Annotated in this window: 19 protein-coding genes; 17 read left to right on the top strand and 2 right to left on the bottom strand. The window is 59.6% G+C overall.

All coding sequences use genetic code 11. The features are described 5' to 3' along the window. Positions 1-14: 14 nt before the first annotated feature. Both PL597_RS19320 and PL597_RS19315 read left to right on the top strand, forming a co-directional pair. Entirely contained in the window at positions 15-950 is a 936-nt protein-coding gene (locus tag PL597_RS19320; protein WP_137411148.1) for a 2-hydroxyacid dehydrogenase, read from the top strand. 231 nt (positions 951-1,181) lie between these two features. Beyond that, positions 1,182-3,356, top strand: coding sequence for a putative bifunctional diguanylate cyclase/phosphodiesterase (locus tag PL597_RS19315; RefSeq protein ID WP_271366019.1), 2,175 nt, complete (start codon positions 1,182-1,184; stop codon positions 3,354-3,356). Positions 3,357-3,663: 307 nt separating this feature from the next. On the opposite strand, the gene PL597_RS19310 is transcribed toward PL597_RS19315, so the two are convergent. Continuing rightward, a complete protein-coding gene (locus PL597_RS19310; RefSeq protein ID WP_271366018.1) occupies positions 3,664-5,181 on the bottom strand; it encodes an amidohydrolase family protein in 1,518 nt (505 codons plus the stop codon). A 161-nt stretch (positions 5,182-5,342) separates the two neighbouring features. Here PL597_RS19310 and PL597_RS19305 point away from each other — a divergent pair, with 161 nt between their 5' ends. The 7 genes from PL597_RS19305 to PL597_RS19275 all read left to right on the top strand — a co-directional run bounded on the left by PL597_RS19305 (position 5,343) and on the right by PL597_RS19275 (position 13,772). Then, a complete protein-coding gene (locus PL597_RS19305) occupies positions 5,343-6,908 on the top strand; it encodes an ABC transporter substrate-binding protein (RefSeq protein WP_080793540.1) in 1,566 nt (521 codons plus the stop codon). Positions 6,909-7,150: 242 nt separating this feature from the next. Then, positions 7,151-8,119 carry an ABC transporter permease gene (locus PL597_RS19300; protein ID WP_080793537.1) on the top strand — a complete coding sequence of 323 codons (969 nt, stop codon included), beginning with the start codon at positions 7,151-7,153 and terminating at the stop codon, positions 8,117-8,119. An 18-nt stretch (positions 8,120-8,137) separates the two neighbouring features. After that, a complete protein-coding gene (locus PL597_RS19295) occupies positions 8,138-9,085 on the top strand; it encodes an ABC transporter permease (protein ID WP_271366016.1) in 948 nt (315 codons plus the stop codon). A 5-nt stretch (positions 9,086-9,090) separates the two neighbouring features. Continuing rightward, complete coding sequence (locus tag PL597_RS19290) at positions 9,091-10,284, top strand: amidohydrolase family protein (protein WP_271366015.1); 1,194 nt, start codon at positions 9,091-9,093, stop codon at positions 10,282-10,284. Beyond that, positions 10,284-11,777: an amidohydrolase family protein gene (locus PL597_RS19285; RefSeq protein WP_271366014.1), complete on the top strand. Its 1,494-nt coding sequence runs from the start codon at positions 10,284-10,286 to the stop codon at positions 11,775-11,777. Before PL597_RS19290 ends, PL597_RS19285 begins: the two co-directional genes overlap by 1 nt. Then, entirely contained in the window at positions 11,770-12,753 is a 984-nt protein-coding gene (locus tag PL597_RS19280; RefSeq protein ID WP_149148112.1) for an ABC transporter ATP-binding protein, read from the top strand. The genes PL597_RS19285 and PL597_RS19280 overlap by 8 nt, the downstream gene beginning before the upstream one ends. Next, the gene (locus PL597_RS19275) at positions 12,750-13,772 is read left to right on the top strand and encodes an ABC transporter ATP-binding protein (protein WP_137411140.1); all 1,023 of its coding nucleotides are present in this window, start codon (positions 12,750-12,752) and stop codon (positions 13,770-13,772) included. The genes PL597_RS19280 and PL597_RS19275 overlap by 4 nt, the downstream gene beginning before the upstream one ends. 8 nt (positions 13,773-13,780) lie before the next feature. Here the strand turns inward: PL597_RS19275 and PL597_RS19270 are convergent, their stop codons facing one another. After that, positions 13,781-14,458: a GntR family transcriptional regulator gene (locus PL597_RS19270; protein WP_044458905.1), complete on the bottom strand. Its 678-nt coding sequence runs from the start codon at positions 14,456-14,458 to the stop codon at positions 13,781-13,783. Between the two features lie 129 nt (positions 14,459-14,587). On the opposite strand from PL597_RS19270, the gene PL597_RS19265 reads away from it, so the two are divergent. The 8 genes from PL597_RS19265 to PL597_RS19230 all read left to right on the top strand — a co-directional run bounded on the left by PL597_RS19265 (position 14,588) and on the right by PL597_RS19230 (position 24,205). After that, the gene (locus PL597_RS19265; protein WP_149148111.1) at positions 14,588-15,217 is read left to right on the top strand and encodes a flavin reductase family protein; all 630 of its coding nucleotides are present in this window, start codon (positions 14,588-14,590) and stop codon (positions 15,215-15,217) included. Between the two features lie 21 nt (positions 15,218-15,238). Then, a complete protein-coding gene (locus PL597_RS19260; RefSeq protein ID WP_137411137.1) occupies positions 15,239-15,961 on the top strand; it encodes an aspartate/glutamate racemase family protein in 723 nt (240 codons plus the stop codon). 100 nt (positions 15,962-16,061) lie between these two features. Further along, a complete protein-coding gene (locus tag PL597_RS19255) occupies positions 16,062-16,997 on the top strand; it encodes a LysR family transcriptional regulator (protein WP_077983897.1) in 936 nt (311 codons plus the stop codon). Positions 16,998-17,101: 104 nt separating this feature from the next. Next, on the top strand, positions 17,102-17,581 hold the full coding sequence (locus PL597_RS19250) for a formate dehydrogenase subunit gamma (protein ID WP_077983896.1): 480 nt from the start codon (positions 17,102-17,104) through the stop codon (positions 17,579-17,581). Next, complete coding sequence (locus tag PL597_RS19245) at positions 17,578-19,134, top strand: formate dehydrogenase beta subunit (RefSeq protein ID WP_271366013.1); 1,557 nt, start codon at positions 17,578-17,580, stop codon at positions 19,132-19,134. The genes PL597_RS19250 and PL597_RS19245 overlap by 4 nt, the downstream gene beginning before the upstream one ends. A gap of 4 nt (positions 19,135-19,138) precedes the next feature. Next, positions 19,139-22,021, top strand: coding sequence for a formate dehydrogenase subunit alpha (fdhF, locus tag PL597_RS19240; protein WP_271366012.1), 2,883 nt, complete (start codon positions 19,139-19,141; stop codon positions 22,019-22,021). Between the two features lie 71 nt (positions 22,022-22,092). After that, the gene (locus tag PL597_RS19235; protein ID WP_077983893.1) at positions 22,093-22,437 is read left to right on the top strand and encodes a formate dehydrogenase subunit delta; all 345 of its coding nucleotides are present in this window, start codon (positions 22,093-22,095) and stop codon (positions 22,435-22,437) included. Between the two features lie 115 nt (positions 22,438-22,552). After that, on the top strand, positions 22,553-24,205 hold the full coding sequence (locus tag PL597_RS19230) for an OFA family MFS transporter (protein WP_080793511.1): 1,653 nt from the start codon (positions 22,553-22,555) through the stop codon (positions 24,203-24,205). Positions 24,206-24,304: the final 99 nt, after the last annotated feature.

The raw sequence follows: 24,304 nt of genomic DNA, 5'->3' as shown, positions 1-24,304 counted from the left end.
GCAAAGGAAACTCCATGACCACTGAAATCGTGCAACTGTGCCCGCTCATCCCGGCACTGGAAGACGAACTTGCGCAGCGCTTCACCGTGCATCGCCTGTTCGAAGCTTCGGACAAGGCGGCGTTGCTTGCTGAAAAGGGCGCGGCGATCCGCGGCGTCGTCACCGGCGGCCATATCGGCCTGCCGGCGGATATCGGCGCGGCGCTTCCCAATCTTGAAATCGTCGCCATCAATGGCGTCGGTTTCGACAAGGTCGATCTGACCGACGCGAAACGGCGCGGCTTCCGCGTCGCCAATACACCTGACGTGCTGACAGCCGATGTCGCCGACCTCGCCCTCGGTCTCGTTCTGGCGCAGGCGCGTAAGCTGCCGCAGGCGGACCAGCATGTGCGCACCGGCCAATGGCTGAAGGGTGATATGGGGCTTTCCACCCGTGTGGCCGGCCGCCGTTACGGCATTTTTGGTCTCGGCCGCATCGGCCAGGCAATCGCAAAGCGCCTCGAGGGTTTCGATGCGCGCATTTCCTACACCGCGAGAAGCCGCCGCGATGTCGCTTATGATTATTACGACAGCATCGAAGCGCTGGCTGCCAATTGTGATGTGCTGATCATTGCCGCCGCCGCCACGGCCGAGACCCGCCATGTCGTCAATGCGGATGTGCTGAAGGCCCTCGGTCCCCAGGGCGTGCTCGTCAATGTGGCGCGCGGGTCGCTCGTGGATGAGACGGCGCTTGTCGAGGCGCTTTCGAACGGCGCGATCGGCGGCGCGGCGCTCGATGTCTTCGAGGACGAACCGCGCGTGCCGGAAGAGCTTTTCGCTTTCGATAATGTCACGCTCGCCCCGCATGTCGGCAGCGGCACGCACCAGACGAGACGCGCCATGGCCGATCTGGTTCTCGCCAATCTCGATGCGCATTTCGCCGGCAAAGAATTGCCGACGCCGGTGGTGTGACGGGCAACGAATTGTCACCTGTATAAAGTGACGGCGCAGCTTCTGTTGCGCTGTTTGGTTTCAGTCGGGCAGGGCTTCGGGGAAGCTGCTGCAAAAGACGGAATTCCCGGCGATCTTTGCCCTGTCATTCATACTTATATAATATGTATAATCGTACTGTTCTGCCTGATTATGAAGTAATGAGGCGGAGAGGTGCGTTCCAAAGGCCCGAAGACACCCGAAGAGAACCGGATGTCGCGAAAAAAGCGCGATGTCACGCCATCCGCCATTCCTGACATGGGCGAAAATGCCAATCCTTCCGACCGGCACGCGCTTCTGGAAGCGATGATCGACCACGTACCGGATTTTATCTATGCCAAGGATCTGGAAGGGCGCTTTCTTTTCGCCAATCGCGCCATCGTCACCGAAAACGGCTTTGATACGGTCGAGCAACTGATAGGGCTCACTGACTACGATATTCATGGTGAAGCGGCACAGCGCGCCGGCATTCCCGAGACCGAAGCGCGGGTAATGCGCACCGGCGAACCGGATCTCGGTTATGAAGAACGTGCCATGCGCGGCGATATCGACCGCTGGCTCATGATGTCGCGTGTGCCGCTGAAGGACAAGGCTGGCAACATCATCGGCGTGGTCGGCGCTTCGCGCGATATTACCCAGAAAAAGGCCTCCGAGCGATTGCTTCAGGCGCAGGCGCGTATCCTGCAAATGATTGTGGAGGCGGCGCGGATCGAGGATTTTCTCGAGGAATTCGTCAAGGCCATCGAAAATCTCGCCACCGGCCTTGCCTGCGCGGTGCGGGTATTCGAGGCGGCGGAAGGGGAGCCTTCCGTCTACGCCTCGCCGGCGCTCGCGCAGCAGGAGGGGCTGGCTGCACTTTTCGCCAGTGTCAGTGATCCTGAGCGCCTCACCCATCCGGCAGAACACGTCGCCTTCAGTTTCGATATTCCGGCCAGCGAAGGCAAGGCGCATGGTTTCGTCTGGTGCATGCTGGCCGGCCGCGAGCCGGACGCGGCGCTGGTGGAGTTTATCGGCGCTGCGGCGCGCATGGCGGGCCTGGCAATCGACCGCAAAAGGGCGGCGGAACATATCGCCTTTCTGGCGGATCACGACATGCTGACCCTGCTGCCGAACCGCCGTTTCCTCGATACGAGACTGCCGGAAATATTGGCGGTGGCGGCAAAGGCGAACCGAAGGGTCGGTATCGGGTTTCTCGATCTCGATAATTTTAAGCACATCAACGATACGCTTGGCCACAGCATCGGCGATGCCCTGCTGTCGAAAACCGCCGAGCGCATTGCGAAAAGCCTGCGGAAAAACGATCTCGTTCTCAGGGTCGGCGGCGACGAGTTCGTCATTATTCTCGAAGAGCGCAAGAACGATGTCGAAAACCGCCTGCAGCGCATCCGGGCCGCAGTCTCGCAGCCCTTGCGCATCGGCAATTACGATATCAAGGTCACCTGCAGCATCGGCATGGCCTTTTTTCCGGAACACGGGGAAACCACGGCGGAAATCGTCGCGGCGGCCGATCTCGCCATGTATGAAGCCAAACATGCCGGGCGTGACAGCATCGCCACCTTCACCCCGAATATGGCGGATGATCTGAGGAAGAAATTCACCCGGATCGAGGAGTTGCGCAAGGCGGTGGAAAGGGACGAATTCGTCCTGCATTTCCAGCCGCAGGTCGATCTTGCAAACGGCCGGGTCAGCGGCGTGGAGGCGCTTGTTCGCTGGCAGCATGCCGCGGAAGGTCTGCTCGGCCCTGAGGAATTCATCGGGCTTGCGGAAGAAACCGGACTGATCGTGGAGCTAGGGGCAAACATCCTCAGAAAGGCCTGCCACCAGGCGCAGGCATGGGCCGCCGCCGGCCTGCCGCCCATGAAAATGGCGGTCAATATTTCTCCGCGGCAGTTTCAGGGCGGGCTGGTGCAGCAGATAAGGTCGGTGCTGAAGGAAACCGGGCTAGCGCCCTCCCTTCTGGAAATCGAGATAACCGAGACGCTGATCATTCAGGATGTTGAGGCATCGGTACGGATCATGCGCGCCATAAAACAGATGGGTGTCAGCCTGGCGCTGGACGATTTCGGCATTGGTTATTCTTGCCTTGGTATGCTCAAGACATTTCCGCTGTCCTGCATGAAGATAGACCGCTCGTTCCTGACCCACCTGCCGGAAAAAACCAAGGATAGCGCCATCGTCACGATCATGATCCAGCTTGCGGGATCGCTGGACATCGATGTCATTGCCGAAGGCGTGGAAACCGCCGAACAGGCCGCGTTCCTGCGCATGGCGGGCTGTCCTTACGGCCAGGGCTATTACTTCAGCCGACCTCTTCCGGCGGACGCGATTGAGGCAATGCTGGCAAATACTACGACATTCCCCACCGGCGTTTCCAGCGACAGGCCATAAGCTCCCCCATTTGACGGATTTGCCGGAGAGACGGGCGAGCCGCCATGCGAACTACCTCGACGTCGAAAAGAAGCCTGAAGCTTGGACCGGTTTCGTTCGTCTCGAGCGTTCGTTCTAATTGTCTGCATAAAAAGCATAAACCGGGTTAGACAACTCAGATCCACCCCGTTTTGAACGGGTGAGTCACTAGCTCCAGTCAAAGTGCCTGACATGATGTCAGGTTTGCTCCCCGGACCACTCCAGGCCGGGGAGTTTTTGTCGTGATGCTGACGGGGTTGTGAATGAGGATTTGCCGTAGCCTTTTGATTTATCGATCCTGATCGAGCCCATGCGCGCTCGCGCGGTAGCTTGCGTCTTCCGGTGGACGGGGAGGGTGCACCGGCTCGTCGAATGTGCGCAGCAAGCGGCCCCAGCCGGGATCATGCATATGTTCCTTCAGGCCGGCCCGCTCCGCCAGCGCCATCGCTTCCTGTTGGCCAAAGTCAATGGCGGCGTCGACATCTGCTGTCAGCACCCGCCCGTTTTCCATCAGTAACTTTCCGTCCACAAAGACGGCATCGACATCGCTGCCAAGGACCTGATGCACCAACCGGTGGACCGGCATCCACATGGGCATCAGATGTGGCTTGCGCATATCGATGATGACGACGTCAGCCTTCTTGCCGATTTCGAGCGAACCGATCTCGTCTTCCATACCAATGGCGTGAGCAGCGTCGATTGTGATCATCTCGAAAATCTTGCCGGGCGGCAGCAGGTAGCGGTCATGATTGTGCAGGAGATGCTGCGTAAATTGTGCCAGGCGCGCCGTCTGAAGCATGTCGAAATGGCGGCTCGGGGCTGCACCATCGGTGGTAATCGCGACACGAATGCCTTTCGACATCATTTCCATGACGGGTGTCGCGCGGCCCGGTGGTGCGTGGGTCACGCGGGTGCCGGTCTCGGCCAGGATGTCGATCTCGTCATGGGAGATGCCCCAGCAGTGCTGGAGGTGGATATCTGGACCAAGCAGGGCATTTTCCTTGTCCTGAAACGCCATGCGGATTTGTCCAGCAAAGGCGTCGGAATGAAGCCTGACACCTCTCTTGCGCGCCATCTCGCGCATCCGGCGGGCCTGCATCCTGTCGGCGTCGGTCAGTTTCACAGCCTGATCAGGCGTCGATGCATTTGATGGTTCGACCGAAGGCACGATGGTAAAAGGCGTCAGGAAAACGCTAATGCGGCCATCGGCGCTTCCATGCAATGCTTCAATCACCGCTTCGCTGCCCTCCATCATCTCGTCGAAGCTTACGTCACGACACTCTGGCGAACCGCTCTCCCAACGCGTGACCTGATGAGGCCAGGGCAAGCCTGACGGTCCAATGCAGATGATTTCGCGAAGGCCGAGTTCGCTATAGGCGCGGGCGTGGTTGATGGCGAAGTCGGGATCATCCGCGCGCGGCATCGAGGTGATGATGCTGGCCCCGGTCGTCACGCCAGCGCGCAGCCGTTCGATGCCGGAAATCAGCCCGTCGGCATACCAGTAGTCGCGGGTCACGTAGTGGTAGTATGTCGGGGTGATGATTTTCATCCACATCGCATTGGTGTCGGCAGCGATGCTGCGAAGAAGCGCGTGGCCCGCATGGCCATGGGCATCGATCAGGCCGGGGATGATCAGTTTTCCCCTGCAGTCGATAACCTCCTTGCCTCCATGGCGGGGTTCCAGTTCATCGACAGTGCCGATGTCTACAATCCTGTCGCCCTCGATGGCCAATGCGCCGTCTTCAATGATACGCCGCCCCTTGTCGACCGTGACGATCGTGCCGTGCAGCAGCAGAAAGCCTGTCATATTCCGTCCTCCCTTTTTTAACTCGTATCCAAAAACTTACAATTTTGAGTACGATAATTGTCAACAATATTATTGACAATAAGCCCGGTCGAAACAATACTCCCTTTGCCCGAGCGGACCGCCCAGCGGTCTTCCAACGATTTATAAAAAGGGGGGATCAAATGTCCCGTATCAGAAGTTTCGTCCTGGCGGCCATGGCTGCCGCCGCTATCGCCGTCCCCGCCAATGCCGAGACCCTTCGCTGGGCCGGTCGCGCCGATCTCTATTCGCTAGACCCCTATTCGGTGCCGTCTACGTCCAACCTCGCTTTTCTGAATCATATTTATGAGGGCCTCGTTCGCTACGGACCGGATTTCCAGATCGAGCCGGCGCTTGCCACCGAATGGAAGCTGATTGAGGGAAAGACCTGGCGCTTTACCCTGCGCAAGGGTGTGAAATTCCATGACGGCGCAGACTTCACCGCTGATGATGTCGTCGCATCCTTTACCCGCGCTTCGGACGCGACCTCGCCGCTGCGGGGAAATATCCCGATTTACGCTGGCGTCAAAAAGGTTGACGATTTTACGGTTGACCTCGATGTCAACGCGCCCACCTCGCTCTTCCTGAACGACATCACCAACATCTTCATTTTTAATGCCAAGTGGTTGAAAGATAACAATAGCGAGAAGCCCACCGACTTCGCGTCGAAGGTCGATGGCTACACCACCATGCACACCAACGGCACCGGTCCGTTCAAGCTCGAAAGCCGCGTTCCCGATAGCAAGACTGTTCTCGTTGCGAATGAAGGCTGGTGGGACCAGAAGAAGCACAATCTCGACCGCATCGAATTTGTGCCTATCGCATCTGCGGCAACACGCGTCGCGGCACTACTGTCAGGTGAAATCGACCTGATCGATTCCGCCCCGATCCAGGATTTGCCGCGCCTTGAATCCTCGCCCGATATCTCGGTCAAGAAGCGCACCGAGCTTCGTACGCTCTTTATCGGCTTCAACCGCCGCGAGAAGCTGGAAAACGGCCAGCCGAACCCCTTCAACGACCTGCGTGTCCGTCAGGCCTTTGAAGCTTCCGTCGACCGTGATCTGATCAACAAGAAAGTCATGCGTGGTCTCGCAAGACCTTCCGGGTCATTGATCGCACCTGAGATCGCCGGCTATGCCAAGTCGCTCGACACGTTCGAGCCGGCCGATCCGGCCAAGGCGCAGAAACTGCTTGCCGATGCGGGCATGAAGAACCTTGCTTTCACCTATACCTGCATGAATGACGAGAGCGTCAACGAAGAGGATATCTGCTCTGGCGTTGCGAATATGTTGAAGCGTGGCGGTTTCCAGCCGACCATCGATATCGCGCCACGTTCGGTGCAGTCACCCAAGCGCAATGGCGGCAAGGCTGACGTTTTCAACCTCAGCTGGGCGAACGAACCGACGCTCGACGCCTTCTCGATGCTGTCGCAGATTCTCTCCACCCGCAAGGGTGCAATGGGCGTCTCCAATTATGGCGGCTGGTCCAACCCGGAAATTGACAAGCTTGTCGCGCAGGCAGCACAGGAGCAGGACAATACGAAGCGTCTGGCGCTCGAAGAAGCCGCGCTGAAGATTGCCAAGGACGAGACCATGCTCGTGCCGTTGCATCAGCAGCCGATTGCCTGGGCGATGCTGGCCAAGGTCAAAAGTGTCGACTTCCGCGCCGATAACAAGCCACGCCATTGGCTGACCCAGCTCGACAAATAAGACGGAGAGCAAGCGGGGCGCCGGTCACTGGACCGAGCGCCCTGCCTGTTTCAGCAGACATTCGATTACGCGCCAGTTCGTTTGACCGGGTGTGTAGCCGAACGAAACCGTGTCAAAAATTGTCGACAAAGTTGCACCGTGTTCGTGGTTCTTGTACGCCGCGTAACCTTTGCCCCATCTCTGGAAGAGAATGATCGAACCTGAAAGCCTGCGCGGCTCAGGGGCGCGTCCGAGAGGTAACAATGCTGGTATTCATCATCAAGCGTCTGGGAAATGCCGTGCTGGTCATGCTTTCCGTTGCGCTTATCGCCTTTATGATCTTTCGGCTGGCGGGCGATCCCGTCGAACTGATGGTCGGCGAACAGACCTCGCAGGAGGATCGCGCAGCCCTGCGTGAGAGGCTCGGCCTCAATGACAGCCTGCCGACCCAGTATCTGCGATTTGTCAAAGAGGCGGCGGAGGGCAATTTCGGTGTTTCCTATCGCAACGGCCAGCAGGTGCTGCCATTGATCGCCGAAAGGTTTCCCGCAACGCTCGAGCTGGTGCTGGTTGCCACCATCATATCACTGGTCGTCGGCCTGCCTCTTGGCGTTCTGACGGCGATCCGGCGCGGGAAATGGTATACGGAGGGCCTGCAATTCCTGTCGATTGTCGGCGTCTCCCTGCCAAGCTTTGTTGTCGGCATCCTTCTCATTCTGGTCTTTTCGGTGTCGCTAGGCTGGGCGCCTGCATTTGGTCGCGGCGATGTCGTCCAGCTCGGCTGGTGGTCGACGGGGCTTTTGACGTCTTCCGGACGGGCGGCCCTCATTCTCCCGGCCATTGCACTTTCTCTCTACCAGATCACGCTCGTCATGCGTCTGGTGCGGGCGGAAATGCTTGAAGTCTTACGCTCCGATTTCGTAAAATTCGCACGGGCACGCGGCATCCCGCGCTGGCGGATCTATTTCCGCCATGCGCTTCGCAACTGTCTGATGCCGGTGGTGACCCTGACGACGATGAATGTCGGTTCGCTCATCGCCTTTGCACTCATCACCGAAACTGTCTTTCAGTGGCCGGGCATGGGCATGCTGTTCATTCAGGCTGTCACCTTCCTCGATATTCCCGTCATGGCGGCCTATCTCTGCATCATTTCCTTCATCTTCGTTGTCCTCAACACGTTCGTCGATATCGCCTATGCGGTCATCGATCCGCGTCTGCGCACCGCGCGCTAACCGAAAGGAGCCGGTTTCATGACAGACCTTTCGCAAACGGATAAACCAGCCCGCCGGTCACTTTTAAGCCGCATGCGTGACAGCGACCTCTACTGGTCCTTTAGCCGCAGCAAATCGGCCAAGATCAGCGCGCTCATCCTCGCAATATTGATCCTTGCCGCCATCTTCGCGCCGTGGATAGCGCCACAGAACCCCTATGACGGCGCATCGCTTGACATGTGGAAGGCTGAGCTGCCGCCGATCTGGCAGGAAGGCGGCGAATGGCCGTTTCTTTTGGGAACGGATACGCAGGGACGCGACATGCTGTCCGCCATTCTCTACGGCACGCGCATCTCCATCGTCATCGGCGTCGCCTCCGTGGTGCTCTCGCTCATCATCGGCATGACGGCGGGTCTGGTGGCGGGTTATTTCGGCGGTTTTGCCGATGGTTTACTGATGCGCATTGGCGATATCACGCTCTCCATCCCGACCATTCTCGTCGCCATCCTCGTGTCGACCGTCGTGCGGCAGATGCTGCCGGACAGTCTGCGGGAGGTCGGTGCATCCGCCGTGCTCATTCTCGCCATCGCGCTTTCCGCCTGGGTGCAATATGCCCGAACGGTCCGCGCACAGGCGATTGTGGAAACCGGCAAGGACTATGTTCAGGCCGCCAAGCTGATCGGCGTTCCCGCCCGCCGCATCATGGCGGCGCATATTCTGCCCAATACGCTGACGCCAATCATGGTTGCCGCGACGCTTAATTTCGGCATGGCGATCTTGACGGAAGCGACCCTGTCCTTCCTTGGCATCGGCATGCCGCCGAGCCAGCCGTCGCTCGGCACATTGATCCGCATCGGCAACCAGTTCCTGTTTTCCGGCTCCTGGTGGATTGTGCTGTTTCCGGTCTTCCAGCTCTGCCTGCTCGTCGTCACCGTCAACCTTCTGGGTGACTGGCTGCGCGATGCGCTCAATCCGAAACTGAGGTAATTTCCATGCATGATCTTCTTCTGCGCAACGTACGGCCCATGGCGGGCGAAGCCTGCGATATTTTGATCAAGAACGGCAAGATTTCAGGTTTCGGAACATTTGAAGCCGAACCCGGATTGCCGGTCGAGGATGGCAAGGGAGCAATCGCTGTCCCCGGTCTCATCGATGCTCATACGCATCTGGACAAGACAACGTGGGGCATGCCCTGGCACGTCAACAATCGTGCCGCCATCCTGCGCGAGCGGATCGATTTCGAGCGGGAAAACCGCGTTCAGATCGGCATCGATCCGCATCGCCAGTCCATGCGCCATGCCATCGGGCTTGCGGCCAATGGAGGCACCCATATTCGCAGCCACGTCGATATCGACCCGACCCATGGGTTGAAGCTGGTCGAAGGCATTTGGGAAACACGCGAAAAGCTTGATGGCATCATCGACATCGAGGTGGTCGCCTTCCCGCAATCCGGGGTTATGGTCACGCCCGGCACGGTAGAGCTTCTCGATGAAGCCTTAAAGCAGGGTTGCGAGGTGCTTGGCGGCATCGATCCCTGCGGCATTGACCGCGATCCGAAGGGCCAACTGGACGTCCTTTTCCAGCTGGCGACAAAACACGGCGTGCCGATCGATATCCATCTGCACGAAGCCGCCGACCTCGGTGCCTTCACTATGGAACTCATCTTCGAACGTATTCGGGCAAACGGCATGCAGGGCAATGTTGCCATCAGCCATGCCTTTGCACTCGGTATGAATGACTATCTGCGCGTCGGCAGGCTGATCGACGAGATCGCACGGCTGGACGTTGCCATCCTGACCACGGGCGCGCCATCGGCAAGTGTGCCGTCGATTATGCGCCTCAAGGAGGCGGGCGTCCGCGTCGGCGGCGGCTGTGACGGTATCCGCGACACATGGGGTCCGTGGGGACAGCCGGACATGCTGGATCGCGCCAAGATCATCGGCATGAAAAACGGTCTGCGCTCGGATATCGAACTCGCGCATGTGCTGCACGTCGTTTCCTGGGGTGGCGCCGATGTCATGGGTCTTGAGGATTACGGCATGGAGATCGGCTGTGCGGCCGATTTCACGCTGTTGACCGGCGAAACGCTGGCGCAGGCCGTTGTTGACATCGCGCCGCGGCCGTTGGTCATTAAAGGCGGCCGGGTCACGGCGAGAGATGGCAAAGCCATCGTGGAGGCGCCGTGATGAGCGATATTCTCAATTCGTTGCAATTGGGCGAAAGACCGGAAGGGCGAACGTTGCTGACAGCCAGCTGGATTGTCGGACACAAGGATGGAACGCACCGCCTTCTCAAAAATGGCGAGGTTGTCTTCGAAAATGGCGAAATCGTCTTTGTCGGGCATGGATTTCCCGGAGAGGTCGCCCGGCGTATCGATTTCGGCAATGCTCTCGTCAGTCCCGGCCTGATCGATCTCGACGCCCTTTCCGATCTCGATACGACGATCCTCGGTATCGATCATCATCCGGGCTGGGCCAAGGGCCGTGTCTGGCCGCGTTCCTATGTCGAAGCCGGTCCTTACGAAATGTACTCGCAGGAAGAACTTGCCTTCCAGAAGCGTTTCGCGTTTGGACAACTGCTTCTCAACGGCATCACCACCGCAGCGCCAATTGCATCGCTGTTTTATCGCGCGTGGGGGGAGACTGTAACTGAGTTCGAGGCCGCGGCCGATGCTGCTGGTGAACTTGGCCTTCGCGTTTATCTCAGCCCCGCCTTCCGCTCCGGCGGCATGGTGCTGGAAGAACCGGGCCGCATGGTGCCGGTCTTTGATGAAGAGCGTGGTTTCCAGGGCCTGAAAGACGCAATTGCCTTCATCGAGAAGCAGAGTGGGCGGCATGGCGATCTGGTGCGCGGCATGCTCGCACCGGATCGGGTCGAAACCTCCACTCTGGGCCTGATCGAGCGTACCGATGCGGCTGCCCGCGAACTCGGCTGCAAGTTCCGTCTTCATATGGCGCAAGGCGTCATGGAGGTCGAGACGGTCCGCAAGCTTCATGGCTCGACCGCGCCGATCTGGCTGGCCAAGGCCGGGCTTCTCAGCGAAAGGCTGATCGCGCCGCACGCCACCAATGCGACGGAGGAAGATCTGGCGCTTTATGCGGAGAACGGCGTGTCGATCGTCCACTGTCCGCTGGTATCGAGCCGCGGCGGCAGCACGCTCTCGTCCTTCTCTTCCTGCCGCAAACGCGGCATCAACATTGCGATGGGGACGGACACAGTGCCGGCGGACATGCTGATGAACCTGCTCATTGGTCTGATCACCTGTCGTATCAATGACGGCGTTCCAGACCAGATCCGCTGTGCCGATCTTTTCGATGCGGCGACACTTGGCGGCGCGCACGCGCTTGGACGATCTGACCTTGGCCATCTTTCGCCGGGTGCAAGGGCAGACATTGCCGTATTCGACCTCGACGATATCGTCATGGCGCCGAGCATCGATCCCATCACCACGCTGGTGACCGGCGGCTCTGGCAAGGTCACGCGGGCCGTTTTTGTCGACGGCCGTCTTTCCATGCGTGAGAGACAGGTCGCTCATATCGACATGCGGCGTGCCCGTGAACAGGCGCAGGCTCAGTTCGATCGTCTGATTGCCAAATATCCCGAACGGAGCTGGGCAAATCCGCCTGTCTCCGAAATTTTTCCTCCGAGCTATCCGGTGGAGGTCGCCCAACATGGTTGAAATGAACCAATCGGTCATCGATGTCCGTAGTCTCAAGGTCGAGTTTCCCGGTCGGCGTGGCACCGTTACCGCGCTTTCCGATATCAGCCTTTCGATCCGGCCTGGCGAAATTCTGGGTGTCGTCGGTGAATCCGGTGCCGGTAAATCCATGACGGGACTTGCCATACAGGGCCTGCTCGAAAAACCCGGCCACATTGCCGGCGGTGAGATATGGCTCGGGTCGCGCCGTATCGATCAGCTGGATGACCGGGCGATGGAAAGCATTCGCGGTCGGGAGATCGGAGCGATCTTTCAGGACCCGCTGACCTCGCTCAATCCACTGTTTACGGTCGGTGCACAGCTTGTCGAAACGATCCGACAGCATTTGCCACTGTCGAAAGCGGATGCACGCGCTCGGGCCGTTCAACTGCTGAAAGATGTCGGCATTCCATCACCTGCGGATCGTGTCGATCATTATCCGCACCAGTTCTCCGGTGGCATGCGCCAGCGAGTAGTTATTGCGTTGGCGCTCGCCGCTTCACCGAAACTCATCATTGCCGATGAGCCGACGACGGCGCTCGATGTCTCGATCCAGGCGCAGATCATTTCGCTGCTGCGGCGGCTGTGCAAAGAAAAGCAGACCGCGGTCATGCTCGTCACCCACGATATGGGCGTGATTGCCGAGGCTGCCGACCGTGTTGCGGTGCTTTATGCCGGCCGGCTGATAGAGGTGGGACCGGTTGAACAGGTGCTGCACGAACCGCGCCACCCCTATACGCAGGGCCTGATGGCCTCCATTCCGTCGCTTGGCGCCAGGGTAGAGCGGCTCAACCAGATTGACGGGGCGATGCCGCGTCTCGATGCGATCCCGCCGGGATGCGCGTTTAATCCCCGTTGTGGTTTTGCCGGGCCGCGCTGTCTGCGGGAACGGCCTGAACTCGAAACAGTCGGCAACGGCGCCAGTGCATGCTGGCTGAACGCAGGAGGCACAGCATGACACAATCCGCAGCTCAAAAAGCAGCACTCAGCAAGCCGGCTTTGACGGTGAAGGGCCTGACGAAAACCTTTGATGTTTCGGCCCCGCTTCTCAATCGCATCATCGAGCGCAAACCCCGGCAGTTCGTCCAGGCCGTCAACGATATCGATTTCGCCGTTCCGGCCGGGGGCTGTCTCAGCATCGTCGGTGAAAGCGGCTGCGGCAAATCGACAGTCGCCCGTCTGATAACAGGGCTTTTCCGGCCAAGCGCCGGTGAGTTTCAATTTGCGGCGGGCGGCAGGGGCAGCCCCCTGTCGGCGCAGATGATCTTTCAGGATCCCTATGCCTCGCTCAATCCACGATGGCGCGTGAAGAACATCATCGCAGAGCCAATCCGCGAGCTGAAGCTGCGCGCGACAAAGGCCCAAACGATGGAGCGCGTGGAAGAGCTTCTCAAAACCGTGGGGCTGTCGGCCTCGGACGGCGAAAAGTTTCCGCATGAATTTTCCGGCGGCCAGCGCCAGCGTATCTCCATTGCCCGCGCATTGGCCAGCGAACCGGAATTCCTCGTCTGTGACGAGCCGACATCGGCGCTCGACGTTTCGGTGCAAGCGCAAGTGCTGAACCTCATGCGCCGCTTGCAGGATGAACTCGGCCTTACCTATCTCTTCATCAGCCACGACATGAGCGTTGTTCGTCACATGTCAGACCGTATCGCCGTTATGTATCTCGGGCGGATTGTGGAGGAGGGGGATACGGAAGAGCTTTTCGCCAATCCGCGCCATCCCTATACGCGGCTGCTTCTCCAGACGATCCCCAATATCAAGACGCCGCAGCGGGATCGGGAGATTGTGGCAGGCGAAGTACCGAGTCCTCTAAAGCCACCTTCGGGTTGCGCTTTTCACCCCCGTTGCCCGCGGGCGACGGCGCAATGCTCAGCAGAGGTGCCAAAAGTGAAAAGCCTCGCCAACGGCACGCGGGTCGCCTGTCATCTGGTCGAAGATGATGTGGAGTGGACCGGCCAGCGACAGCGCGCCTGAGAGGGGGATCAGCCGAGTGCTGCGCGCAGGTCGTGGGAAAGGTCCCGGATTTCGCTGAGATCGAGTTCCGCTTCCACATGCTCAAGGTGGTGGGTCATCAGGTGGATGGCCCGCGACGGATCGTTGTTGGCAATCGCATCGACGATTTCCGCATGTTCGTCCGGGCCGCAGTTGAAGCGATCCGTGTTACGGTAAACGGCGGTTATCAGCGACGAGCGGGAGATGAGGTCGCGCATGGTGGTAAAGAGGAAATCGGAACCGAGCGTTTCCGCAAGCAGCAGGTGGAACCCGCCGGAAAGCTTGATGATGTCGGTCGTGACGTTTTTGGTATTGGCCACGCGCTCTTTCGCCACATGGTCGCGCAGTTTTTTGAGATCGGTTTTGGTAGCGGATTTGCACAGTCTTTCGACGACGCATTGCTCGACGGTGCGGCGCACGAAGAACACATCGCGGGCTTCCTCGACCGATGGTTTGGAGACAAATGCGCCGCGATTGGGAACAATCGTCACCAGCCCGTCACGCTCAAGAACGGACAAGGCCTGGCGGATTCTTGCACGACTGACGCCGAAGATTGTCGCCAGTTGCTCTTCCTTCAACTGCACGCCCGGACGCAGCCGGCGTTCGGCAATCGAAAGCCATACTTTCTCGACAATCTGCTGCGTGGACGGGCCGGCCTGCTCGCTCATTCGACATACTCCCCAATCGCGGTAGAGAAGCGCGATGTGAATGAAAAAGTCAACTGTATCAACGGGATTTTGGTTGCAACATTGTCAACAATATGAAAGATAATTGTCGACTAAATTAGGATGCCGATCATGGAATTCGATTTCAGCGCGCTTGAGCCCCAGAGCCGCTACCGCCTTTTGACGAATTTTATCGGTCCGCGACCGATCGCGCTTGTGACGACCCGTTCACAAGCGGGCCATAACAATGCAGCGCCGATGAGCTTCTTCAACGTCTTTTCGCATGATCCGCCCATCGTCGTCCTCGGCATTCAGCCGAAGGTCAGCGGGGAGGAAAAGGATACGATGGTGAATATCCGCCGCACCGGCGAGTTCGTCGTCAACATGGTGGACATGGCGCTGTCTGAACAGATGCTGATCTGCGGTCTCGGCTTTGACAATGAAGTTGACGAGATGTCGATGGCAAAGCTCACGCCCACGCCATGCACCAAGATCGACGCAAGTTATGCTGCGCAATCGCCTTGCGCCTTCGAGTGCCGGGTGGAGCGACTGATCGATTACCCCCGCCGAACACTGGTGTTGGGCGAAGTAGTGCATATGCATGTCCATAATGAGTGCCTCGATGAGGAGGGGCGTTACGTCGATCCCGATCGCTACCAGCCGATCGCCCGACTTCATGCCGACAACTACATCACCTCGGACCGCCAGTTCGTTTTAAAGGCGCCGCCAATCACCGATTTCACCGCGCCTGACGGCAAGTGACAGCTTTTCAGGATGCGTGCGATGCATATTCGTTTGATCAATCCCAATTCCACCGCTTCCATGACCGCGCAGGCACTCGATAGCGCGCTGCGGGTCAAGCAGAAGGAAACCCACGTCTCCGCGGCAAATCCGGTCGACACCCCCGTCAGCATTGAAGGGCAGGCGGATGAGGCCATGGCCGTTCCGGGGCTTCTGGCGGAAATCCGCAAAGGAGAGGGGCAGGGTGTGGACGCCTACGTGATCGCCTGTTTCGACGATCCGGGACTTCACGCCGCGCGCGAAGTGGCGCGGGGGCCGGTTATCGGCATCTGCCAGGCGGCAGTTCAGGTGGCGATGACGATCAGCCGCCGTTTCTCGATCATCACCACGCTTCCTCGGTCCATTCCGATCATCGAAGATCTGGTGGAGGATTATGGCGCTCAAAGGCATTGCCGAAATGTTCGCGCGATCGACCTGCCGGTTCTTGGTCTTGAGGAGGATCCGGAGGTCGCGGAAGCACTGCTGCGCCGCGAAATCGAGGCTGCCAAGCGTGAGAATGCGGCGGAGGCTATTATCCTTGGCTGCGCCGGCATGTCATCTCTCTGCGACCGCCTGCGGGAGGCCACCGGCGTGCCCGTCATCGATGGTGTCACGGCTGCGATCAAGCTTGCCGAAGCTCTGGTGGGCGCGGGTTACAACACCTCGAAGGTCAACGCCTACGATTATCCGCGCTTGAAGGGGCCGGCGCTCGTCGCCTGCGCTTAGCCGCAAGGAAAATACCTGCAGCTATTTGCGGGCGCCGCCGCCGCGTTCTAGTGTTCTTCCGCGTGCACCGGTCTAAGGATCGCGCGCCGGGGGAGAGCATATGATCGACAAGCTGGAATTTTTCATTGCATTGGCGCGGGCAGAACATTTCGGCCGGGCGGCGGAGGAATGTGGTGTCTCCCAGCCCAGCCTGTCGGCGGCAATCCGGCAATTGGAGGATCAGCTGGGTGTCGTTCTCGTCGTGCGTTCGGCGCGGTACCAGGGGCTGACCCCGGAAGGACAGCGTGTGCTCGAATGGGCGCGTCGCATCGTTGGCGATGCGCGCACCATGCGCGAGGAAATGCGCGCTGCCCGCAAGGGTCTTGCCGGACACATTCGCCTTGCCGTCATTCCGACCGCGCTGGCGATGGTACCGCGATTGACGGAATCTTTTCAGGCGCGCCATCCCGATGTGACGTTTTCGGTGACTTCACGAACCTCGTTGCAGGTCTTGAGCCAGATCGAAAACCTCGAGATCGATGCGGGAATCAGTTACCTCGACAACGAACCACTCGGGCGTGTGACGACTGTGCCGCTTTATTCGGAGCGATATCACCTCATTGCCGCGGCCGGAACGCCGCTCGCTGATCAGGAAAGCGTTACCTGGAAGCAGGTTTCCGGTCTTAGGTTATGCCTATTGACCCCGGACATGCAGAACCGGCGCATCATCAACAGGCACATGGCCGAAGCTGGAGTGGAGGCCAAACCGACACTTGAATCCAACTCCATGATCGTGCTGTTTTCCCATATCCGCACCGGACAATGGGCTTCAATAATGCCGCGTAACCTCGCTGAATCGTTCGGTTTTCCAAAGCAGATCAGGATTATCCCGATCACCGATCCTGACCCGGAACATCTCGTCGGCCTGATTGCCACACACCGGGAACCGCACACGCCTCTAGTTTCGGCGCTTCTGCATGAGGCGCGTCTCAGAGCCGCAGAAAAATCATTTGATAGGAATTTCCTATCACACGACGGAAACGACTTATTGACCTGACGAGCCGCACTTCGCCATTCTCGATGAAATGAGGGGCGTGGCGATGAGCTTGATGCAAGTTTTGGTCGCCATTCCTGCCCCTGTCGGTTTGGGAGGACTGGCTTATGAATATAAGAGCGGTTGCCGCAGATGAGGCGGCCCGTATTTCCGCTGTCATTGGCGAACTTCTTCATCTGGAAGGGCCTCTGCTGCCCATCCTGCACGCCGTGCAGGATGAATTCGGCTATATCCCGGAAAGCGCCAAGCAGATCATCGCATCCGCGCTGAATATCTCGCGCGCCGAGGTCCATGGCGTCGTCACCTTCTATCCCGATTTTCGTGATCATCCCCACGGGCGTCATGTCCTGAAGCTCTGTCGCGCCGAGGCTTGCCAGTCGATGGGTGGCGAGCCTCTTTCAGAAACCGTCAAGAACCGCCTCGGTCTCGACTGGCATGAAACGTCAGCCGATGGTTCCGTGACGCTGGAGCCGGTCTTTTGTCTCGGGCTTTGCGCGCAGGCGCCAGCGCTGATGCTGGATGGCGAAGTCCATGCCCGTCTTGATGAGGACTGTCTTAGCGACATTCTGACGGAGGCGCGCCGATGAGTGTCACCGTCTTTGTTCCCGGCGATTCTGCCGCCCTTGCCGTTGGTGCAAACCGCGTCGCCGATGCCATCGCCCGCGAAGCCGCTGGCCGCAACCTTGACGTCCGGATTGTCCGCAACGGCTCGCGCGGCATGCTCTGGCTTGAAGTGCTGGTGGAAGTGCGCACCGAGCATGGCCGTATCGCCTATGGTCCCGTCAAGGCAAGCGATGTCGCCTCGCTTTTTAATGCTGGTTTTCTCACCGGCGGCGAGCATCGCCTCTGCCTCGGGCCGACGAAGGACATTCCCTTCCTGAAAGGCCAGACGCGTCTCACATTTGCCCGGTGCGGCGTGACCGATCCATTGTCTATGGAGGATTATCGCGCCTATCACGGCATGAAGGGCCTTGAAAAAGCTGTTGGGATGGCGCCGTCCGATATCGTTGCCGAGGTGACCCAGAGTGGCCTGCGTGGACGTGGCGGGGCTGGTTTCCCGACGGGTATCAAATGGAAGACCGTCGCTGATGCGGTGGCCGACCAGAAATATATCGTCTGCAATGCGGATGAGGGCGACAGCGGCACCTTCGCCGACCGTATGATCATGGAGGGCGACCCCTTTGTGCTGATCGAAGGCATGGCCATTGCCGGCCTCGCCGTTGGTGCGACCAAGGGGTTCATATATACTCGCTCGGAATATCCCTACGCGATCAAGGTCATGGAAAAGGCAATCGAGATCGCAAGGCGTGAGGGTATTCTTGGGCCTTCCGTCCTCGGCTCCGGTCGCGCGTTCGACATGGAAGTGCGCATGGGCGCCGGTGCCTATGTGTGCGGCGAGGAAACGTCGCTGCTCAACAGCCTTGAAGGCAAACGAGGCACGGTGCGCGCTAAGCCGCCGCTGCCCGCGCTTCAGGGCCTGTTCGGCAAGCCGACCGTCGTCAACAATGTCATCTCGCTTGCATCCATTCCCGTCATTATGGATCGTGGCGCAGCGTTTTATCGCGATTTCGGTGTCGGCCGTTCGCATGGCACCATCCCGATCCAGCTTGCCGGAAACATCAAACATGGCGGGCTTTACGAGACCGCCTTCGGCCTGCCACTCGGACAACTCGTCAATGGTATCGGCGGCGGCACGATCACTGGCCGTCCGGTCAAGGCGGTGCAGGTGGGCGGTCCGCTCGGGGCCTATTTCCCGGTTTCGCTGTTCGACACGATCTTCGACTACGAGGCGTTCACGTCCGCTGGTGGCCTCATCGGCCATGCGGGCATCGTTGTCTTCGATGACACGGCAGACATGCTGCATCAGGCGCGGTTTGCACTGGAATTCTGCGCGGTCGAAAGCTGCGGCAAGTGCACCCCCTGTCGCATCGGCTCGACGCGTGGCGTCGAGACGGTGGACAAGATCGCGCTCGGCATCGAGCGGGAGAAAAACACGGCATTGCTGGAAGACCTCTGTGAAACCATGAAATTCGGTTCGCTCTGTGCGCTTGGCGGTTTCACGCCCTATCCGGTGATGAGCGCACTGAGGCATTTCCCGGATGATTTTGCCCCCACCCCACATGTTGAAGCGGCGGAGTAAGACCATGGCCCTTGTGACAGAATTCGACTATGGAACCCCCAAGTCCCTCGCCACTGACATGGTGACGCTCACCATCGATGGACGTCAGGTGACTGTTCCCGCGGGAACGTCGATCATGCGCGCCTCGCGCGAAGCAGGTATCGATGTGCCGAAACTCTGCGCCACCGACATGGTGGACGCCTTCGGCTCCTGCCGCCTCTGTCTTATCGAGGTGGAGGGCCGCAACGGCACCCCCGCCTCCTGCACCACGCCGGTTGCTGCCGGTCTTGTCGTGCATACCCAGACGGAGCGGCTGAAGCAGATACGCAAGGGTGTGATGGAGCTTTATATCTCCGACCACCCGCTCGATTGTCTGACCTGCGCCGCCAATGGCGATTGTGAGCTACAGGATATGGCGGGCGCCGTTGGCCTGCGCGATGTGCGTTACGGTTACGAAGGCGACAACCACGTCAAGGCCCGCACCGGTGATGGTGATCTCAATGCCCGCTTTATGCCGAAGGATGAAAGCAACCCCTATTTCACCTATGATCCTTCCAAATGCATCGTCTGCTCCCGCTGCGTACGCGCTTGCGAGGAAGTGCAGGGCACTTTTGCACTAACGATCGAAGGGCGCGGTTTCGAAAGCCGTGTATCGCCCGGTGCGCATGAGGCGTTCCTCGATTCCGACTGTGTTTCCTGCGGCGCCTGCGTGCAGGCCTGCCCGACGGCGACGCTGACGGAGAAATCGGTGATCGAGATTGGCCAGCCGGAACATTCGCTGGTCACGACTTGCGCCTATTGCGGCGTCGGCTGCTCCTTTAAGGCGGAAATGCGCGGTGAGGAACTGGTGCGGATGGTGCCGTGGAAGGACGGGCAGGCCAATCGCGGTCATTCCTGCGTCAAGGGCCGCTTTGCTTATGGTTATGCCACCCACAGGGACCGCATTCTCAACCCGATGATCCGCGAAAAGATCAGCGACCCGTGGCGGGAAGTGACCTGGGAGGAAGCCTTCTCCCATGTCGCGTCGGAGTTCCGGCGTATTCAGGGCCAATATGGCCGGGAATCCATCGGCGGTATCACCTCGTCCCGCTGCACGAACGAAGAAACCTTCCTCGTCCAGAAACTTATCCGCGCCGGTTTCGGCAACAATAATGTCGATACCTGCGCCCGCGTCTGCCATTCGCCGACAGGTTATGGCCTCGGCCAGGCCTTTGGCACCTCCGCCGGCACACAGAATTTCGACAGTGTCGAGCAATCCGATGTGGTGCTGGTGATCGGCGCCAATCCGACGGACGGGCATCCCGTTTTCGGTTCGCGATTGAAGAAGCGGCTGCGTCAGGGTGCAAAACTGATCGTCATCGATCCGCGCCGTATTGATCTTGTGCGCACACCGCATGTGGAGGCCGCTTTCCATCTGCCGCTGCTGCCGGGTACCAACGTTGCGGTGCTGACGGCGCTGGCGCATGTCATCGTCACGGAAGGCCTGTTCAACGAAGCCTTCATCCGCGAACGCTGCGACTGGTCGGAATTTGAGGATTGGGCGGCGTTCGTTGCAGAACCCCAGCATAGCCCGGAAGAGACGGAACGTTACACGGGCGTTCCTGCAGAAGATCTGCGTGGTGCTGCCCGGCTTTATGCCAAGGGCGGCAACGGCGCGATCTATTATGGCCTTGGTGTCACAGAACACAGCCAGGGTTCGACGACCGTCATGGCGATCGCCAATCTGGCCATGGCGACCGGCAATATCGGGCGGCCCGGTGTGGGCGTCAATCCGCTTCGCGGGCAGAACAATGTGCAAGGCTCCTGCGACATGGGGTCTTTCCCGCACGAGCTTCCGGGCTATCGGCATATTTCCGACGACGCCACGCGCGACATCTTCGAAAAACTCTGGGGCGTGAAGCTGAACAACGAACCGGGGCTGCGTATTCCCAACATGCTCGATGCGGCCGTGGATGGCAGCTTCAAGGGCATCTATATTCAGGGCGAGGACATTCTCCAGTCCGATCCGGATACGAAGCACGTTTCGGCCGGTCTCGCCGCGATGGAATGTGTCGTGGTGCACGATCTCTTCCTGAACGAGACGGCGAACTACGCCCATGTCTTCTTGCCGGGTTCGACCTTCCTCGAAAAGGACGGCACCTTCACCAATGCCGAGCGCCGCATCAACCGCGTTCGCAAGGTCATGTCGCCGAAAAACGGTTATGCCGACTGGGAAGTGACGCAGAAGCTGGCACAGGCTATGGGACTTGCGTGGAACTACATGCATCCGTCCGAGATCATGGACGAGATCGCGGCGACGACACCGAGCTTTGCCGGTGTTTCCTATGACTATCTGGAAGAAAAGGGCTCGGTGCAGTGGCCCTGCAATGAGAAATTCCCGGATGGTTCGCCAATCATGCATGTGGACGGTTTCGTGCGCGGCAAGGGCAAGTTCATCCGCACCGAATATGTGGCGACGGACGAACGCACCGGTCCGCGTTTCCCGCTGCTTCTCACCACCGGCCGCATCCTGTCGCAATACAATGTCGGCGCGCAGACGCGGCGCACCGAAAACGTCGTCTGGCATGAGGAGGATCGTCTTGAAATCCACCCGCACGATGCCGAACAGCGCGGCGTGAAGGACGGCGACTGGATCAAGCTTGCCAGCCGGTCAGGAGACACGACGCTGCGGGCGCTGATCACCGACCGTGTGGCGCCGGGCGTGGTCTATACGACCTTCCACCATCCCGGCACGCAGGCGAATGTCATTACGACTGACTTCTCCGACTGGGCGACCAACTGCCCCGAATACAAGGTGACCGCCGTGCAGGTATCGCCGTCCAACGGTCCGACGGAATGGCAGGAGGAATATGATGCGCTTGGTCGCCGTTCGCGGCGGATCAGCGGCAAGCTCGAAGCGGCGGAATAAGGAGGGCCGGGTGCGCCCGGCCTTGTCACACATAGAGGCGTCGGCCGGCAGCCGACGCGGGGGAAGAGGTCATGTTGCTCAACCACACCGATGAAAAGCTGGTGAGAATGGCGAACCAGATCGCGACGTTCTTTCTGTCGCAGCCGGAAGATATTCGCATCGAGGGTGTCGCCACCCACATCAACAAGTTCTGGGAACCGCGCATGCGACGCCGGTTCTTCGAGATGGCGGATGCCGGGGCAGGTGATTTTCTGCCGCTTGTGCTTGCCGCGTCGAAGGAGATCAAGCGGCCCGACGATCCGGCGCCCGATGCTGTGGGGCTCGGCGACGATGCCAAGGGTGCGCCGGGTGGCAAAGGACCGGTTGCGGGAGAGTCCCTTTCAGAGCCGAGCGTCCCGGAAAGCACACAGGCTTGAGCGGCGTGACCGCATAATCACACTTTCGACCGGACGGGGGACGTTCGGCGATATCGGTGTTCGCCTGGCGGGGCGAACGTGACATGTCCAGACATCCACGAGGGAGGTAATGTCAATGGCAGTAGCAGGTGCAACAGCGGGAGAAGCGGCGCAAGCCGGCTTTTTGGACCGCGAACGAATAATCGCAAGACCGGGTTTCAATCGCTGGCTGGTGCCTCCGGCTGCCCTTGCCATCCATCTATGCATCGGCATGGCCTATGGTTTCAGCGTGTTCTGGCTGCCGCTGTCCAAGGCGCTGCCGGCCACGGACCCCAGTTGCTCCAGCCTCACCCTGCTGGGTGCGCTGTTCACCACTGAGTGCAACTGGCGCGTGGCCGATCTCGGCTGGATCTATACGCTTTTCTTCGTTCTTCTGGGCTGCTCGGCGGCCATCTGGGGCGGCTGGCTGGAAAGAGTGGGGCCGCGCAAGGCCGGCTTCGTTTCCGCCTGCTGCTGGTGCGGCGGTATTCTGGTGGCGGCAGTCGGCGTCATCACGCACCAACTCTGGCTGATGTGGCTGGGCGCTGGCGTCATTGGCGGCATCGGGCTCGGCCTTGGCTATATTTCGCCGGTGTCGACGCTGATCAAATGGTTCCCGGACCGTCGTGGCATGGCGACGGGCATGGCTATCATGGGATTCGGCGGTGGTGCGATGATTGGTGCGCCGCTCGCCAATCTCCTGATGAACAACTTCAAGACGGATGTCTCTGTCGGCGTCTGGCAGACTTTCGTCGTCATGGCGCTGATCTATTTCGCCTTCATGATGGCGGGCGCCTTCGGTTACCGCATTCCGCCATCGGGCTGGCGTCCCGAAGGTTGGACGGCGCCGGCTGCCAAAAGCGCCATGATAACCCATCGTCATGTACATCTGCGCGATGCGCACAAGACGCCGCAGTTCTGGCTCATCTGGGCGGTGTTGTGCCTGAATGTTTCGGCGGGTATCGGCGTCATCGGTATGGCCTCGCCCATGCTGCAGGAAATCTTCGCTGGCTCGCTGATCGGCTTGCCGGGCGTGGGCTTTGCAGATCTCGATGCCGGACAGAAGGCGCAGATCGCGGCGATTGCCGCCGGTTTCACCGGGCTTCTTTCGCTCTTCAACATTGGTGGCCGCTTCTTCTGGGCGTCGATGTCTGACAAGATCGGCCGCAAGAACACTTATTTCTGCTTCTTTATTCTCGGCATCATTCTTTATGCGCTGGCGCCGACGCTTGCGACGATGGGCAACAAGGCGCTGTTCGTTCTGGCCTTCGGTATCATCCTGTCCATGTATGGCGGCGGTTTCGCCACCATACCGGCCTATCTCGCGGATATTTTCGGCACGCAGTTCGTCGGCGCAATCCACGGCCGCCTGCTGACGGCGTGGGCGACTGCGGGCATTGCCGGTCCGGTCGTCGTCAACTACATCCGAGAGGCACAGATTGCGGCGGGTGTGGCGCCAGGACCCGCGCTCTACACCAGCACCATGTACATTCTGGCAGGCATGCTGGCGATCGGCCTCGTGGCCAATGCCTTCGTGCGGCCGCTCTCGGACAAGTGGTTCATGCCGGATGCGGAAGTTGCAGCCCTGCAGGCAAAGACCGCTGCCGCCAATGCCGGCCCGACAGGCTCCTTCGGCATCGGACGGGGCGGATTGGACACCAAGGCGGCGCTTGCCTGGGTCGCCGTCGGTATTCCGCTTCTGTGGGGTGTGTGGGTTACCGTGAAAAGCAGCCTTGCCCTGTTCGGCTGACGTCCATCGGCCTCGGTCGTGCAGGATTGATGCACGGCCGAAAAAAATATGCCGGCTCATGGCCGGCATATAAACAGATAAAAGCGAAAACGTGCAGCT

The organism is Agrobacterium sp. ST15.13.013 (genome assembly GCF_027956525.1).
Classification (GTDB): domain Bacteria; phylum Pseudomonadota; class Alphaproteobacteria; order Rhizobiales; family Rhizobiaceae; genus Agrobacterium; species Agrobacterium salinitolerans.
The sequence above is the reverse complement of the archived record's forward strand: the minus strand, read 5'-3'. Positions and strand labels throughout refer to the sequence as shown.

What these genes read in the sequence shown, in the direction of transcription:
- PL597_RS19280 (WP_149148112.1), top strand. Translation starts at nt 11,770, where the DNA reads ATGGTTGAAATGAACCAATCGGTCATCGATGTCCGTAGTCTCAAGGTC.
- PL597_RS19305 (WP_080793540.1), top strand. Translation starts at nt 5,343, where the DNA reads ATGTCCCGTATCAGAAGTTTCGTCCTGGCGGCCATGGCTGCCGCCGCT.
- PL597_RS19250 (WP_077983896.1), top strand. Translation starts at nt 17,102, where the DNA reads ATGAATATAAGAGCGGTTGCCGCAGATGAGGCGGCCCGTATTTCCGCT.
- PL597_RS19255 (WP_077983897.1), top strand. Translation starts at nt 16,062, where the DNA reads ATGATCGACAAGCTGGAATTTTTCATTGCATTGGCGCGGGCAGAACAT.
- PL597_RS19300 (WP_080793537.1), top strand. Translation starts at nt 7,151, where the DNA reads ATGCTGGTATTCATCATCAAGCGTCTGGGAAATGCCGTGCTGGTCATG.
- PL597_RS19290 (WP_271366015.1), top strand. Translation starts at nt 9,091, where the DNA reads ATGCATGATCTTCTTCTGCGCAACGTACGGCCCATGGCGGGCGAAGCC.
- PL597_RS19245 (WP_271366013.1), top strand. Translation starts at nt 17,578, where the DNA reads ATGAGTGTCACCGTCTTTGTTCCCGGCGATTCTGCCGCCCTTGCCGTT.
- PL597_RS19295 (WP_271366016.1), top strand. Translation starts at nt 8,138, where the DNA reads ATGACAGACCTTTCGCAAACGGATAAACCAGCCCGCCGGTCACTTTTA.
- fdhF (WP_271366012.1), top strand. Translation starts at nt 19,139, where the DNA reads ATGGCCCTTGTGACAGAATTCGACTATGGAACCCCCAAGTCCCTCGCC.
- PL597_RS19230 (WP_080793511.1), top strand. Translation starts at nt 22,553, where the DNA reads ATGGCAGTAGCAGGTGCAACAGCGGGAGAAGCGGCGCAAGCCGGCTTT.
- PL597_RS19265 (WP_149148111.1), top strand. Translation starts at nt 14,588, where the DNA reads ATGGAATTCGATTTCAGCGCGCTTGAGCCCCAGAGCCGCTACCGCCTT.
- PL597_RS19310 (WP_271366018.1), bottom strand. Translation starts at nt 5,181, where the DNA reads ATGACAGGCTTTCTGCTGCTGCACGGCACGATCGTCACGGTCGACAAG.
- PL597_RS19320 (WP_137411148.1), top strand. Translation starts at nt 15, where the DNA reads ATGACCACTGAAATCGTGCAACTGTGCCCGCTCATCCCGGCACTGGAA.
- PL597_RS19235 (WP_077983893.1), top strand. Translation starts at nt 22,093, where the DNA reads ATGTTGCTCAACCACACCGATGAAAAGCTGGTGAGAATGGCGAACCAG.
- PL597_RS19285 (WP_271366014.1), top strand. Translation starts at nt 10,284, where the DNA reads ATGAGCGATATTCTCAATTCGTTGCAATTGGGCGAAAGACCGGAAGGG.
- PL597_RS19270 (WP_044458905.1), bottom strand. Translation starts at nt 14,458, where the DNA reads ATGAGCGAGCAGGCCGGCCCGTCCACGCAGCAGATTGTCGAGAAAGTA.
- PL597_RS19275 (WP_137411140.1), top strand. Translation starts at nt 12,750, where the DNA reads ATGACACAATCCGCAGCTCAAAAAGCAGCACTCAGCAAGCCGGCTTTG.
- PL597_RS19315 (WP_271366019.1), top strand. Translation starts at nt 1,182, where the DNA reads ATGTCGCGAAAAAAGCGCGATGTCACGCCATCCGCCATTCCTGACATG.
- PL597_RS19260 (WP_137411137.1), top strand. Translation starts at nt 15,239, where the DNA reads ATGCATATTCGTTTGATCAATCCCAATTCCACCGCTTCCATGACCGCG.